Here is a 13927-nt window from a genome sequence, read left to right as displayed (position 1 = left end):
GAGCCTTCAGTGTTTTTGGAAAAGGAGTTGAGTTTGTGAGCCTGTTTCGCTTCATGGTGTGGGCACTGCTGGCGGGGCTTTGGGCGCCGTCACTGCTCGCTCAACCGACGCACGCTTTGACGGTATACGGCGAAGCGCCCAAGTACCCGGCCAACTTCAAACACCTGGATTACGTCAACCCGAACGCGCCCAAGGGCGGCAGTTTTCGTCGTTCGTCCATGGAAGGCGGGGCGTTTGATCACCTGATCCCGTATGTCGACAAAGGCACCGGCATCACCCAGATCCAGGGTTGGCTCTACAGCCCGTTGGCGTACCGTTCGCAGGATGAGCCGTACACCGTGTACGGGTTGGTCGCGCAAGGCATGGAGCTGGCAGATGACCATTCATGGTTGCGTTTCTACCTCAATCCCAAGGCGCGGTTTGCCGATGGCACGCCCATCACCGCGCAGGACGTGGCCTACACCTTCAAGCTGTTCACCACCGAAGGCAGCCTGGCGTATCGCCAAAGCTTTGCCGATGTGGACCAGGTGCTGGTGGAATCGCCGACCCAAGTGCGGTTCACCTTCAAAAGCGCCGACAATCGCACCTTGCCCCTGGACCTCGCTTCACTGCCGGTGCTGCCGGAACATTGGTGGCAGGGGCGCAATTTCGCCAACGGCGGCGGCTTTGAACCGCCGGTGGGCAGCGGCCCGTACCGTATCAGCAGCGTGGACAACGGCCGCAGTGTCACCTTCGAACGGGTCAAGGACTGGTGGGGGCGAGACCTGCCGGTGACGCAGGGGCAGTACAACTTCGACACCCTGCGGCTTGAGTTTTTTGCCGACGGCGACGTGTCGCGCCAGATCCTGCAAGCCCAGGGTTACGACTTCAATCGCGAATTTTCCGCCACCAGTTATTCGGTGGGCTACGACGGCGAGGCTTTGCGCGACGGTCGTCTGCAACGTGAACAACTGGCACCGAATGCCGTGCAGGGCACCCAGGGTTTTGTGTTCAACCTGCAAAAACCGCAGTTCCAGGACCGCCGCGTGCGCGAGGCGCTGAGCCTGTTGTGGGATTTCGACTGGAGCAACCGGCAGATGATGCACAGCCTGTACCTGCGTCAGCGCAGCTTCTTTTCCCGCAGCGCATTGGCGGCCACCCAGCTGCCGGATGCCCAGGAGCTGGCCATTCTGGAACCCTGGCGCGGGCAAGTGCCGGAGGAGGTGTTCACCCAGGTCTACCAGCCGCCGCGCACCGATGGCAGCGGGCGCATTCGGCCGCAACAGGCGCAAGCGCTGAAGTTACTGGCCGAGGCGGGCTGGACGCCGCGCGGCGACCAGTTGGTTAACGCCGAGGGCACGCCGTTGCAGTTCACCTTCCTGAATGCCCAGAAAGGCTTCGAGCGTTTGCTGCTGCCCTACAAACGCAACCTGGCGCAGATCGGCATCGGCTTCACGATCCGCATGATCGACTCGGCCCAATACGCCAACCGAGTGCGCGCACGGGACTACGACATGATCGTCAACGGCTACCCGGTCAGCCCATCGCCGGGCCGCGAGCTGACCAACTACTTCGGTTCCGAGAGTGCCGATGACCCTGGCTCCAACAATTACATGGCACTGCGCAACCCGGCGGTGGACGCCTTGATCGATGGCCTTGTCCGCGCCAACGACCGCCCGACCATGGTGCGCTACGCCCATGCCCTCGACCGCGTGTTGCAGTGGGGCTTCTACTGGATTCCCAACTATTACCCGCCGGGCTCGTCCTCGCTGTGGTGGAACCGTTTTGGTCGGCCCCGCACAGCGCCGCTCAATGACGTGGGCATCGACACCTGGTGGGAAGTGAGCCCGACACCGCTGACCACCGCACAGATGCGTCAACTGACTGAGGCTTCCCAACATGCTGGCCTATAGCGCGCGCCGTTTATTGCTGATCGTACCAACGCTGGTGTGCATCCTGTTGGTCAACTTTTTTATCGTGCAAGCCGCCCCGGGTGGCCCGGTTGAGCAAGCCATCGCGCGCTTGCAAGGCATCGGCAGCCAGGCGTCGGTGGCCGGCACACGGGTGGAAACCGGCAGCACTGAATCGCGCACAACTCGTGGCCTGGACCCGGCGCTGGTGGCCGATATCGAGCGCCAATACGGCTTCGACAAGCCCCTTGGCGCACGCCTTTGGTTGATGCTCAGCAGCTACGCGCGGCTGGATTTTGGCGATAGCTTCTTCCGCGGCGCCAAGGTCACCGACCTGATCCTGCAAAAACTGCCGGTGACTTTGTCCCTGGGCTTCTGGGCCACGCTGATCAGTTACCTGGTGTCGATCCCGCTGGGCATCCGCAAGGCCGTGCGCCATGGCAGCCGCTTCGATGTGTGGAGCAGTGCGGCGGTCATTATCGGCCACGCCATGCCGGCGTTTCTGTTCGCCTTGCTGCTGATCGTGGTATTCGGCGGCGGTAGCCTGTTGAACTGGTTTCCGGTGCGCGGCCTGGTCTCGGAGAACTTTGCCAGCCTGTCATGGGCGGGCAAGGTCGTGGACTACTTCTGGCACCTTGTCTTGCCGGTATCGGCGCTGGTGATTGGCGGCTTTGCCACACTGACCATCCTCACCAAAAACAGCTTCCTCGACGAGATCAGCCGCCAGTACGTAGTGACCGCGCGGGCCAAGGGTTTCAGCGAAAAACAGGTGCTGTACAAACACGTGTTTCGCAACGCCATGCTGCTGATCGTGGTTGGCCTGCCCCAGGCGCTCACCGCGATGTTGTTCGGCGGCTCGTTGCTGATTGAAGTGATTTTCTCCCTCGACGGCCTCGGTCGCCTGAGCTACGAAGCGGCAGTGGCACGGGACTATCCCGTGGTCTTCGGCACGCTGTTTATCTTTACCCTGGTCGGGTTGGTCATCAAGTTGCTGGGCGACCTGTGCTACCGCCTGCTGGACCCCCGGCTGGATTTTTCCGCGAGGTCGCACTGATGCCGGTTTTTACTCCGATCACCCGTCGCCGCTGGCTGCACTTCAAGCGCAATCGCCGCGGCTGGTGGTCGCTGTGGATGTTCCTGGCGCTGTTCGCCGTATGCCTGGGTGCCGAACTGCTGGCCAACGACAAGCCACTGGTGATGGCGTACCAGGGTTCACTGTATTTCCCGGCCTTCGAGCGCTACACCGAGCAGGATTTCGGCGGCACGTTGCCGTTTCAGCCGGATTACCGTGACCCTTACGTGCATGAACTGATTGAAGGGCAGGGCGGCTGGATGCTGTTTGCGCCCATTCCGTTCAGCTACGACACGGTCAACTACGACCTCACGACCCCTTCGCCGGCGCCGCCCAGCGCGAGCAACTGGCTGGGCACCGATGATCAAGCCCGGGATGTATTGGCGCGGGTGATTTTCGGCACCCGGGTATCGCTGTTATTTGCCTTGGCACTGACCGTGGTAAGCACTTTGATCGGGGTCGCCGCCGGCGCGCTGCAAGGCTATTACGCCGGTTGGGTCGACCTGTTGGGGCAGCGCCTGATCGAGATCTGGTCGGGGCTACCGGTCCTGTACTTGCTGATCATCTTGTCCGGGTTTGTCGAACCGGGTTTCTGGTGGCTGCTGGGGATCATGGCGCTGTTTTCCTGGCTGACCCTGGTGGATGTGGTGCGCGCCGAGTTCCTGCGCGGGCGCAACCTGGAGTACGTGAAGGCCGCGCGAGCCCTGGGTGTGGGCGATGTTCAGGTGATGTTGCGGCACATTCTGCCCAACGCGCTGACTGCCACCTTGACCTACTTGCCGTTCATTTTGACCGGGGCCATTTCGACCCTCACCGCCCTGGATTTTCTTGGTTTTGGCATGCCCACGGGCAGTGCGTCCCTGGGTGAATTGATCGGCCAGGGGAAAAACAACCTGCAAGCCCCGTGGCTGGCGCTGACCGCGTTTTTTGCGTTGGCGTTGATCCTGTCCCTGTTGGTGTTTATCGGCGAAGCCTGCCGCGACGCCTTCGACCCCCGATCCTGATAAGCGAGCTGTGCCGTGACTGACGCGTTGATTGAAATTCGTAACCTGAAAGTGGCGTTCGACGGGCACAAAGCGGTGCGTGGCATCGACCTGGATATTCACCCGGGCGAGTGCCTGGCGCTGGTGGGCGAGTCGGGCTCCGGCAAATCGGTGACCGCCCACTCGATCCTGCAATTGCTGCCGCCCCACACCACGCGTACCCAGGGCAGTATTCGCTACCAGGGCGAAGAGCTGCTCGGCGCGCGGCCGGAGCGTTTAAGGCAGATTCGCGGCGATCGCATCGCGATGATCTTTCAGGAGCCGATGACCTCGCTCAACCCGCTGTACAGCGTCGAACGGCAGCTGTCCGAAACCCTGCTGCTGCACAAAGGCCTGGGCGGTGCGGCGGCGCGTGAGCGCGTGTTGGAGTTGCTCGAACTGGTGGGCATCCAGCAGCCGCGCCAGCGCCTTGCGGCGTACCCGCATCAGCTCTCCGGGGGGCAGCGCCAGCGGGTGATGATCGCCATGGCCCTGGCTTGCGAACCGCTGCTGTTGATCGCCGACGAGCCCACCACGGCCCTGGACGTGACCGTGCAGCGACGCATTCTTGCGCTGCTAAAAGACCTGCAGCAACGCCTGGGCATGGCGCTGCTGTTGATCAGCCACGACCTCAACGTGGTGCGCAGCATCGCCCAGCGCGTGGCGGTGATGCGCGCCGGCCAGATCGTCGAACAGGCCGACTGCCAGGCACTGTTTGCCGCGCCGCAGCACGCCTACAGCCGGCAGTTGCTCGAAGCCGAGCCAGAGGGCAGGGCGGTGGTGCGTGAGACGGCGGACAACCTGCTGGAAGTGGACAACCTCAAGGTCTGGTTCCCGCAAGGCGGCCTGCTGCGGCGCAAACCTCCGATCAAGGCGGTGGACGGCATCGACCTGCGCCTGCAACGTGGCAAAACCTTGGGCATTGTTGGCGAATCCGGCTCGGGCAAATCCACCCTAGGCCAGGCGATCCTGCGGTTGATCGACGCCCAAGGCAGCATTCGCTTCCAGGGCCAGGCCCTCGACGCACTCAAAGGCAAGGCCCTGCGTCCGTGGCGGCGCAAACTACAGGTGGTGTTTCAAGACCCGTTCGGCAGCCTCAGTCCGCGCATGAGCGTGCAGCAAATCATCGAAGAAGGCCTGCGCGTACACACGGACCTCAATGCTTGCGCGCGCGAAGCTCAAGTGATTGCCGTGTTGCGCGACGTCGGACTCGACCCCGATACGCGCCATCGCTTCCCCCACGAATTCTCCGGCGGCCAGCGCCAACGCATCGCGATCGCCCGCGCACTGGTGATCAAGCCGGATTTGATATTGCTCGACGAACCCACCTCAGCCCTCGACCGCACCGTGCAAAAGCAGGTGGTGAGCTTGCTGCGCAGGTTGCAGGAGGAGCATGGGCTGACGTACTTGTTCATTAGCCACGACCTGGCGGTGGTGAGGGCGTTGGCTCACGACTTGATCGTGGTGAAGGATGGCGTGGTGGTGGAGGCGGGGAGTACCGAGCAGTTGTTCGACGCACCGGAGCATGCCTATACGCGGGATTTGCTGGTAGCGTCGTCGTTGAGGAATCGCGAGTAGTACAGCCTAGTGGGCGCTGATCTCACGCTTTACCGTCTGCTGTGCTTCTGCCAACAACCAGTCCCGGAACGTCGTCAGTTTGGGCAGGCTGGCGCACTCTGGCCGATAAATGACGTAGTAGGCCAGCTCCGATGGAACACTGATCTCTGGGAACAGCCTCACCAGGCGTCCGCTTGCCAGATCGTCGTGCGCCATGACGCTGCGGGCTAGCGCAACACCATGCCCCTCAACCGCAGCTTGCAACACGGCGGCAGAATTGTTGATTTGCATGCCTCGCAGGGAGAGGGTGTCCTTCGATCCGGCTTTCTGCATCCAGGTTTCCCAGCTCGGAAAGCCGGTATGGCTATCCATCGAAAGGTCGTGAATCAACGTCTCCTGTGCCAGGTCACTGGTTTTTTGCAAACGCGAATGCTCGCGCAACAGTTGTGGCGAGCACACCGGATACACCTCTTCGTCCATCAGCTTCTCGGCGGTCAGCCCCGGCCAACGCCCCGTGCCATAACGCACGCCGATATCGATCCGCTGGGCGACGAAATCCACCGGTTTAAGGTTGGTATCCAGACGCACGTCTGTTTCGGGGCACACCGCCTGAAAGCGGTCGATGCGAGGCAACAGCCATTTGGCGGCAAAAGCCGGGCTGACGGCCACGGTCAGTACGCCGCTGATCGAGCCTTCGCTAAGTCGTTCCATCCCCAACGCCAGCCTGTCGAAACCTGCCCGGATGTCTGGCAATGCACGCTCAGCCGCCTCAGTAGGTACAAGCCGTGCCCGACCGCTGCTACCGCGCACAAACAGCGGGCTACCCAGCCAGTCTTCCAGCGTACGGACCAACTGACCGACAGCGGCGGGTGTGACATTGAGTTCGACCGCCGCCGAAGAAAAGCTCTGATGGCGGGCGCTGGCCTCGAAAGCACGCAGGGCGTTGAGATGGACGGGCGATTTCATATCGATAAAGTTTTTCTTTCTGGGGCTGACACTTTATCTCGTTTGTCTGCGGGCCGGAAGAGGAGAAAAATCGCCTCCATGCCGACTGTTGATCTGTTTGATGGGTGAGCGCATAGGCATGCGAGTGCCATTGGAAACAATAGTTTTTCTTCCATTCAAGTCCTGCCTGGCGGCGGGCGCACAGAGAGATTTTCAAGATGAGCAATCAATTCAAGGGCAAGAAGCTGTTGGTCGTCGGTGGCACCAGTGGCATGGGCCTGCAGACGGCGCGCACCGTACTGGCCGAGGGCGGCAGCGTGGTTATCGTGGGCAACCGCCCGGAGAAAACCGAAGCAGCCCGCCAGGAATTGGCTGAACTGGGCCAGGTATGGGCGCTGACCGCCGACCTGTCCGACGACGCCGCCGTCGCTTCGCTGATCAAAACCCTGGACGAACAGCATTCGGATATCGACCTGCTGGTCAACGCCGCTGGCGTGTTCTTCCCCAAGCCATTCCTGGAGCATTCGGAAGCCGATTACGCCCAGTACATGTCGATCAACAAAGCGACCTTCTTCATCACGCAAAACGTTGCCGCCAACCTGGTCGCCAAGAACCGCCCGGGCGCGATCGTGAACATTGGTTCGATGTGGGGCAAGCAGGCGATCGCGGCCACACCGTCGTCGGCCTACTCGATGGCCAAGGCGGGCCTGCACTCGCTGACCCAGCACCTGGCGATGGAACTGGGCAGCAAGAACATCCGTGTCAACGCGGTGTCGCCTGCCGTGGTGCAGACCCCTATCTACGAAGGCTTCATTCCAAAAGCCGAAGTGCACAGTGCGCTGCAAGGCTTCAACAGCTTCCACCCGATTGGCCGTGTGGGCACGCCTCAGGATGTCGCCGAAGTGGTCGCTTTCCTGCTGTCGGACAAGGCGGGCTGGGTTACTGGCGCCGTCTGGGACGTCGATGGCGGTGTCATGGCTGGCCGTAACTGACCTGCGCCGCTGACGCACTGAGTTCTTTGCCAGGCGTGCCCCCACACCTGGCTTCAATCTGTTTTTGGAGAAAGACCATGATGCAAGACTGGAATGGCTACCGCGACGCCCTGATGGAGCGCGTGGGCGACTACGCCAAACAAAACCCCGACGTAATGCGCGGCCTGATGATGATCGACAATTCGGCGGTCAAGACGGGGCATCTGGAACCGAAGATCCACGAGCTGATCGCATTGGCGGTGGCTGTGACCACGCGCTGCGACGGGTGTATTTCCGTTCACACCAAGAAGGCGGTGGAGCACGGTGCCACGCTTGAAGAAATCACCGAAGCCCTCGGTGTGGCGATTGCCCTGAACGCGGGTGCTGCGCTGACGTACTCGGCACGCGTCGTCGAGGCCTATCAACAGCTGCCCAGTCAGTAAGCCCTATCAATAGGCACCGACCACCCACGGACGGGTTGGCCGGTGTCTTTGTCCCCGCTTGGATAACCCTCATGCTGATCAATGCCGATTTCACTCGCCGCGCCATCGTGGCGTCCCAGCAGTGTCAATGGGTGGCTTCGCCCCAGGATGGCGTCGAGCGCGTGATGCTGGATCGCGTGGGCGCGGAACAAGCCCGTGCCACCAGCCTTGTGCGGTATGCCCCTGACTCCCGTTTCCCTCGCCACCCCCATCCCGGGGGAGAGGAGATTCTCGTGTTGTCGGGGACCTTCTCCGACGGAAGTGGGGACTACCCGGCGGGTTGGTATTTGCGCAATCCCCCCGGGTCCAGCCATCAACCCTCCAGCGCCGGGGGCGCCGTCATTTTCGTCAAGCTTCAGCAGATGCAGGGACGCGAGCAGCGCCATGTGCGCATTGATACCCGTGACCCTGCCGCGTGGCGTCGGGAGGGCCGGCGCGAGGTTTGCACGCTGTTCCGTGATGAAACGGAGCAGGTCTGTCTGCAACGTCTGGCACCGCATGACGCGATTTTCGAGACGCTGCCTGATGGCGCTGAACTGCTGGTGCTGGCGGGCAACGTGACGCTGGATGGAAAGGCATACGAGTGCGGCAGTTGGGTGCGCCTGCCTGCTGGTGAGTCTGCGAACCTCTACGCTGGCGACCAAGGCGCCACCCTGTACCTCAAAACGGGCCACCTGGCCGATGTGGCGGCAGAGGAATGAGCATGTACACGGTACGCATTGCTATCGTTGGCGCCGGTTTGAGCGGCCTGTACGCCGCCTACCTGCTGGAACGCCAGGGCATCACCGATTATGTGTTGCTGGAGGGGAGGGAAGTCCTCGGCGGTCGTATTGCGTCCATCGACGCCACCGGCCAGGCCGTTACCCACATTGCAGCGAACATCGACGGCATCGACCGCTTCGACCTGGGCCCTACCTGGTTCTGGCCTGGCTACCAATACGAGCTTGGCCGGCTGGTGGAGGCCTTGGGCCTGGAGCGGTTTGAGCAGTTCGAGGAGGGCGACATGATGGTGGAGCGCTCACCCGAGGAGCCTGCTGTGCGCATGCGTGGCTACGTGAACTCGCCCGCGTCCATGCGCCTGGCCGGTGGCATGGGGCGCTTGACCGAAGCCCTGCGAGATAAGCTCGCCCCGGCAAACATCATCACCGGCCACACGGTGCGCCGACTTCGCAAACACCACGGTTGTATCGAGCTTGAGAGCGAAAACGCCGCAGGCCATGTCAGTGCCTGGCAGGCCGAGCATGTCTTGCTGGCGCTGCCGCCTCGACTGGTCGAAAGCACCATCGCATTCGAACCGGCCTTGCCTGCATCGCTGGCCCTGCAGTGGCGTGAAACGGCGACGTGGATGGCACCTCAAGCCAAGTACGTCGCCATCTATGACACACCGTTCTGGCGGGAGCAGGGGTTGTCCGGTGAAGGCCGCAGTGCACGTGGGCCACTGGGTGAAATCCATGACGCCTCCATGCCGGGTGGCAGCGCAGCGCTGTTTGGCTTCCTGGGCGTGCCGGCGCGTGTACGCAGCACGGTCTCCGACGAGGTATTGCGCACGCACTGCCGTGCGCAACTGGTCCGGATGTTTGGCCCTCTGGCGGCGACGCCCAAGGCCGAAGCCATCAAGGACTGGGCGCAAGACCCGCTTACGGCCACTGCAGTCGATGTAAATGCCGCGGCCCAGCATGCCCGGGCGCCCTCGGCCAAGGCAACTTCGGGACCCTGGCAGGGATGCCTGACAGGCATCGCCAGCGAGTGGTCGCCGCAGTTTTCCGGCTATTTGGCCGGGGCCGTCGAGGCCGCCGGCCTGGGCGTGAAGGCGTTGACTGAACATGCCAGTGCGGCTGCGTTGAATCCATCGAAGCGTTGACCTGAGATCGCAAGGCAAGACGGCACTCGTTGTTGTTTCGGCCTGACACCTTTCCGTTTTTTATCTTTTCAGGAGCCGAGGGCTATGAACGCTACATACCGTGCCATGCAAGTCACCCGACCGGGTTTTCTGGAGCTGGTTAACCGTCCAACAACTGCCCCTGGTAGTGGGCAGGTGCTGATTGCCGTGGAGGCCTGCGGCATCTGTGGTGCCGATATTGGCGACATCGAAGGGGCAGACCCTGCACTGCAGCCGCCGCGTGTGCCGGGTCATGAAGTGGTCGGCCGCATCGCCGCGCTGGGCGAGCACGTTCCATCGCTCTGGAAAGTCGGCCAGCATGTGGGCGTGGGCCGCCTGGGCGGGCCTTGCGGCGAATGTGTACCGTGCCGCCAGGGGCACTTTCAGCTGTGCCAACACCAGCCCTTTGTCGGCGCTACTTGCGACGGTGGTTATGCCGAAATGATGCTGGCGCGAGCCTCCGGGTTGGTATCGATTCCTGACGAACTCCTTGCCGAGGAAGCCGCGCCGTTGCTTTGCGCCGGCATCGCCACGTTCAATGCGTTGAAGAAGTGCGGCGCGCAAGCGGGCGATACGGTTGCCATCTTTGGTATTGGCGGCCTGGGGCATATGGCCCTGCAGTATGCGCGCCGGATGGGGTTTCGCGTGGTTGCCATCGGGCGCGGCACTGATATCGCCGACGACGCATGGAACCTGGGAGCCCATGCCTACATCGACACCCATGAAGAAGACGCGGCGACGAAGCTCAAGGAAATGGGCGGCGCTCAGGCCATCGTGAGTACTATCAGCGCCCCTGCTACCGTATCGGCGCTCATGGCCGGGCTCGCACCACAAGGCCGTCTTGTTCTGCTTGGAGCGGGCAAAGATCCGTTGCCGGTGTCGACCGGCCACCTGGTCGTGGGTGAGCGCAGCCTGCTGGGTTCGATCACCGGCTCGCCCTACGAAAACGAAAGGACCCTGGATTTCAGCGTGCTGGCTGGCGTACGCCCGAGGATCGAAGTGATGCCCTTCGAACAGGCCAATGAAGCCTACCAACGGATGAAGTCCGGCGACGTCAAATTCCGCATGGTATTGAGCATCGCAGGTGAGCACGCCGCTGCGCGCATCGACCCGTGATGACGACCTTGCGATGGGTACTCGACACCCATTAAGAACCATGACCTCAACACTGCCCCAACAGACTGCCGATGCCGACGGCTGAAGAGCTTGGAGGAGGGCGTCCGCTCGGAATTGGCCATGCACCTCTGCAGGCATTAGCAATGCCTCGGCCAATCTGGGACTGCAATTCGACGGGGCGCTGATCCTGCTCAAGCAAATCCCGGGCGCTATACGTGATTTAACATAATATACATTATGCGCAATCATATGATCCGTTATCAGGGTCAGTGCCAGCCAGATTTCAACCAGTGCACCACGCTCCTCATCGACCAAACCCAGCCTTTCTCGATTTGGTCGATGAGCCTGGATCACACCTGAGCGAAACCGCCATCCACGAACATCTCGCTGCCCGTCATGAAGCTGCTCTCATCCGATGCCAGGAACAATGCCGCATTCGCCACTTCATCTGGCTGCCCCATACGACCCAGCGGTACACGCGTAACCATCGAATCGACAATCGCATCCTTCTGGCCGGTACCTGATAGCGCTCTGTCCAAACCCGGTGTCGTTGTCGGCCCAGGTGATAGCACGTTCACGCGAATACCTGTGCCTTGCAGATCCAGCGCCCAGCTTCTTGCGAAGTTTCGCAGTGCGCCTTTCGACGCGCTGTATACGCTGAACGCTGCGGTGCCCATCGAGGCCGTCGTCGAACCTGTCAGCACAATCGAGCCACCGGCGCTCATCAATGGCAACGCGTTCTGTACGGTGAACAACGTGCCTTTCACGTTCACGCCAAAGGTGCGATCAAACGATTCCTCCGTGATCGCACCGATGGGCTCCAGATCCCCAAGGCCCGCATTGGCGAACAACACATCAACACGACCTTTGTCAGCCTTGATCTGCGCGAATACCCGCTCAAGATCACGAAGGTTTGAAATGTCGCCCTGGATCGCGATCGCGTCATGCCCGATCAGGACCAAGGCTTTGTCCAGTTCATCCTGGCGGCGTCCCACGATAACGACCTGTGCACCTTCGGCCGCAAAGCGTATGGCGCTGGCCAAGCCGATCCCGCTGTTGCCACCGGTGACGATGGCGATTTTCCCGTTGAGCCTGTTCATGAGTGTTTCCCTCAAATGTTGAGGCCCAAGCGTAGATCTGCGCTATTGTTTTGAATAGTATGCACCTTTTGGTAAGTACCCAGCCTGAGGGCAAAAACATGTCAAACAGCACCTTTAACTGCGGGCTCGACGCCGCCCTGGCGGTGATTGGCGGGAAATGGAAACCGTTGGTCCTGTATCACCTGGCCCATGAAGTTCACCGTTATGGCGAACTGCGGCGCGCCGTTGGCGGCGTGACGGACAAGGTGCTGATCCAGCAATTGAAGGAGCTGGAACGCGATGAGATCATCGCGCGCATCGACTACAAGGAGATACCGCCAAAGGTCGAATACTCCCTGACTCCCTTCGGACGCTCGCTGGCCCAGGTATTGGGGCCGCTTTGCCAATGGGGCACCGACCATATGCTGGCGGTTGAACGCATTAGTGAGCGCCGAACGACCGCCCTCGCCCAGCCTTAAATTCGCGAAATATCCAACTCGACTAAATGGATATTTAGTTGAGTTAAATCAATATCTTACGTCTATCTCCCGTATCCATTGCCTATTCACGACACCCTGCCGTTGGTGACTATGTAGCGAGTCTGTAAACACCGGCTTGTATGCGCCGAGGGCGATCACTAAGCTGGCCCCTCTTTTTTACCGCCGCCCGGAACCACCATGTCTCGAAGTATCGCCCACCTCGCCCTGCTGCTGGGGTTGATCACCGCCGTCGGCCCGTTTGCCATCGACAGCTACCTGCCGGCGTTGCCGACACTCGGCGCCAGCCTGCATGCCTCGCCTGCCGCGGTGCAGATGAGCCTGACGGTGTTCTTCATGATCATCGGTGTGTGCCAGCTGTTCTACGGCCCGATCAGCGATGTGTTCGGGCGCAAGCCGCCGATCTATGCCGGCCTGGCGATTTTCATCGTGGCCAGCATTGGTTGCGCCCTCGCCCCCTCCATCGAGGTGCTGATCGGCTTCCGGGCGTTGCAGGCCTTTGGCGCCTGCGCCGGGATGGTGATTCCGCGGGCGATTGTGCGTGACTTGTACACCGGCCATGAAGCCGCGCGCCTGATGGCGTTGCTGATGCTGGTGGTGAGCATTTCACCGATTCTCGCACCGCTGGCCGGCAGCGTGATCATTGCCGTGTGGAGCTGGCGCGAAGTGTTTTGGGTACTGGGTGTGGCCGCAGTGCTGTGCCTGATCATGACCGCCGTGCAATTGCCGGAAACCCACCCCGCCGAACGCCGCCTGGGCAAGACCCTGGGCAATGCGTTCGGCAGCTACGGCGCGTTGCTGCGTGATCCGGTGTTTACCGGGTTGTCGGTAGTGGGCGGCTTTGGCCTTGCGACGTTCTTCGTGTTCATCGGCAGCGCGCCATTCGTTTACATCGAGTACTACGGGCTCACGCCAACGCAATTCAGCCTGTGCTTTGCCCTCAACGCGGCGTCGTTTTTTGCCCTGAGCCAGTTGACCGCGCGCTTGAGTGCACGCTTCGGCCTCGCGCCGTTGATTCGCTGGTCGGTGGCGGGCGTGGCAACGGTCATGGCCTTGCTGGCGCTCACCACGCTGTGGGTCAATAGCCTGCCGTTGATGATGGCGCTGCTGTTTATCGGCTTCGGTTTTCTCGGGCTGCTGTTGCCGGCGGCCGGGGTATTGTCCCTGGAAGACCATGGCGCAGTGGCCGGTTCTGCATCAGCGTTGCTGGGCGCGATCCAGATGATCACCGCCGCCGTGTGCATGGCGGTGGTGGGTGTGTTTGCCGACCACACCCCGGCACCGATGTTGATCGGCATCGCCCTGAGCGCAGTGGCGGCGATGCTGACTGCGTGGTGGACCCTCAACCGATTGCCACCGCACCTGGCCCGCGCGGGGTCATAGCGACGCCGGGTAGGTCGTCGCCAGCCTTCGACCGA

General features: G+C 61.7%; 13 protein-coding genes. 11 read left to right on the top strand and 2 right to left on the bottom strand.

All coding sequences use genetic code 11. The annotated features are described in order from the left end of the window. Nucleotides 1-53 precede the first annotated feature (53 nt). Genes QF039_RS11570 through QF039_RS11555 form a run of 4 tightly spaced genes read left to right on the top strand, consistent with a single transcriptional unit; the run spans nt 54 to nt 5561 of the window. Nucleotides 54-1892: an extracellular solute-binding protein gene (locus QF039_RS11570; protein WP_307522953.1), complete on the top strand. Its 1839-nt coding sequence runs from the start codon at nt 54-56 to the stop codon at nt 1890-1892. After that, the gene (locus tag QF039_RS11565; protein ID WP_003217676.1) at nt 1879-2943 is read left to right on the top strand and encodes a microcin C ABC transporter permease YejB; all 1065 of its coding nucleotides are present in this window, start codon (nt 1879-1881) and stop codon (nt 2941-2943) included. The genes QF039_RS11570 and QF039_RS11565 overlap by 14 nt, the downstream gene beginning before the upstream one ends. Beyond that, complete coding sequence (locus tag QF039_RS11560; protein WP_173883025.1) at nt 2943-3965, top strand: ABC transporter permease; 1023 nt, start codon at nt 2943-2945, stop codon at nt 3963-3965. The genes QF039_RS11565 and QF039_RS11560 overlap by 1 nt, the downstream gene beginning before the upstream one ends. Nucleotides 3966-3980: 15 nt before the next feature. Beyond that, nucleotides 3981-5561 (top strand): ABC transporter ATP-binding protein, encoded by a 1581-nt coding sequence (locus QF039_RS11555; protein ID WP_008433389.1) that lies wholly within the window; start codon nt 3981-3983, stop codon nt 5559-5561. 6 nt (nt 5562-5567) lie between these two features. Here the strand turns inward: QF039_RS11555 and gcvA are convergent, their stop codons facing one another. Next, entirely contained in the window at nt 5568-6506 is a 939-nt protein-coding gene (gene gcvA / locus QF039_RS11550; RefSeq protein ID WP_307518176.1) for a transcriptional regulator GcvA, read from the bottom strand. 197 nt (nt 6507-6703) lie between these two features. Between gcvA and QF039_RS11545 the strand changes: the two genes are divergently transcribed. The 5 genes from QF039_RS11545 (at nt 6704) to QF039_RS11525 (ending at nt 10933) form a co-directional block, all read left to right on the top strand. Continuing rightward, nucleotides 6704-7477 carry an SDR family NAD(P)-dependent oxidoreductase gene (locus QF039_RS11545; protein WP_307518175.1) on the top strand — a complete coding sequence of 258 codons (774 nt, stop codon included), beginning with the start codon at nt 6704-6706 and terminating at the stop codon, nt 7475-7477. A gap of 80 nt (nt 7478-7557) precedes the next feature. Next, nucleotides 7558-7899, top strand: a complete 342-nt coding sequence (locus tag QF039_RS11540) for a carboxymuconolactone decarboxylase family protein (protein WP_218172331.1) — start codon at nt 7558-7560, stop codon at nt 7897-7899. A 71-nt stretch (nt 7900-7970) separates the two neighbouring features. Further along, nucleotides 7971-8639, top strand: coding sequence for a cupin domain-containing protein (locus QF039_RS11535; protein WP_177042040.1), 669 nt, complete (start codon nt 7971-7973; stop codon nt 8637-8639). 2 nt (nt 8640-8641) lie between these two features. Continuing rightward, on the top strand, nt 8642-9799 hold the full coding sequence (locus QF039_RS11530; protein WP_307518172.1) for an FAD-dependent oxidoreductase: 1158 nt from the start codon (nt 8642-8644) through the stop codon (nt 9797-9799). An 84-nt stretch (nt 9800-9883) separates the two neighbouring features. Beyond that, nucleotides 9884-10933, top strand: a complete 1050-nt coding sequence (locus QF039_RS11525) for an alcohol dehydrogenase (protein ID WP_307518170.1) — start codon at nt 9884-9886, stop codon at nt 10931-10933. Nucleotides 10934-11283: 350 nt separating this feature from the next. Here the strand turns inward: QF039_RS11525 and QF039_RS11520 are convergent, their stop codons facing one another. Next, a complete protein-coding gene (locus QF039_RS11520) occupies nt 11284-12033 on the bottom strand; it encodes an SDR family NAD(P)-dependent oxidoreductase (RefSeq protein ID WP_102369069.1) in 750 nt (249 codons plus the stop codon). 98 nt (nt 12034-12131) lie between these two features. Between QF039_RS11520 and QF039_RS11515 the strand changes: the two genes are divergently transcribed. Continuing rightward, nucleotides 12132-12491 carry a helix-turn-helix domain-containing protein gene (locus QF039_RS11515; RefSeq protein WP_307518167.1) on the top strand — a complete coding sequence of 120 codons (360 nt, stop codon included), beginning with the start codon at nt 12132-12134 and terminating at the stop codon, nt 12489-12491. Nucleotides 12492-12689: 198 nt separating this feature from the next. Beyond that, nucleotides 12690-13892 (top strand): multidrug effflux MFS transporter, encoded by a 1203-nt coding sequence (locus QF039_RS11510; RefSeq protein ID WP_003217667.1) that lies wholly within the window; start codon nt 12690-12692, stop codon nt 13890-13892. Nucleotides 13893-13927: the final 35 nt, after the last annotated feature.

Source organism: Pseudomonas sp. W2I6, assembly GCF_030815935.1.
In the GTDB taxonomy this organism is placed as follows: domain Bacteria; phylum Pseudomonadota; class Gammaproteobacteria; order Pseudomonadales; family Pseudomonadaceae; genus Aquipseudomonas.
The sequence above is the reverse complement of the archived record's forward strand: the minus strand, read 5'-3'. Positions and strand labels throughout refer to the sequence as shown.

What these genes read in the sequence shown, in the direction of transcription:
- QF039_RS11570 (WP_307522953.1), top strand. Translation starts at nt 54, where the DNA reads ATGGTGTGGGCACTGCTGGCGGGGCTTTGGGCGCCGTCACTGCTCGCT.
- QF039_RS11565 (WP_003217676.1), top strand. Translation starts at nt 1,879, where the DNA reads ATGCTGGCCTATAGCGCGCGCCGTTTATTGCTGATCGTACCAACGCTG.
- QF039_RS11560 (WP_173883025.1), top strand. Translation starts at nt 2,943, where the DNA reads ATGCCGGTTTTTACTCCGATCACCCGTCGCCGCTGGCTGCACTTCAAG.
- gcvA (WP_307518176.1), bottom strand. Translation starts at nt 6,506, where the DNA reads ATGAAATCGCCCGTCCATCTCAACGCCCTGCGTGCTTTCGAGGCCAGC.
- QF039_RS11545 (WP_307518175.1), top strand. Translation starts at nt 6,704, where the DNA reads ATGAGCAATCAATTCAAGGGCAAGAAGCTGTTGGTCGTCGGTGGCACC.
- QF039_RS11540 (WP_218172331.1), top strand. Translation starts at nt 7,558, where the DNA reads ATGCAAGACTGGAATGGCTACCGCGACGCCCTGATGGAGCGCGTGGGC.
- QF039_RS11535 (WP_177042040.1), top strand. Translation starts at nt 7,971, where the DNA reads ATGCTGATCAATGCCGATTTCACTCGCCGCGCCATCGTGGCGTCCCAG.
- QF039_RS11530 (WP_307518172.1), top strand. Translation starts at nt 8,642, where the DNA reads ATGTACACGGTACGCATTGCTATCGTTGGCGCCGGTTTGAGCGGCCTG.
- QF039_RS11525 (WP_307518170.1), top strand. Translation starts at nt 9,884, where the DNA reads ATGAACGCTACATACCGTGCCATGCAAGTCACCCGACCGGGTTTTCTG.
- QF039_RS11520 (WP_102369069.1), bottom strand. Translation starts at nt 12,033, where the DNA reads ATGAACAGGCTCAACGGGAAAATCGCCATCGTCACCGGTGGCAACAGC.
- QF039_RS11515 (WP_307518167.1), top strand. Translation starts at nt 12,132, where the DNA reads ATGTCAAACAGCACCTTTAACTGCGGGCTCGACGCCGCCCTGGCGGTG.
- QF039_RS11510 (WP_003217667.1), top strand. Translation starts at nt 12,690, where the DNA reads ATGTCTCGAAGTATCGCCCACCTCGCCCTGCTGCTGGGGTTGATCACC.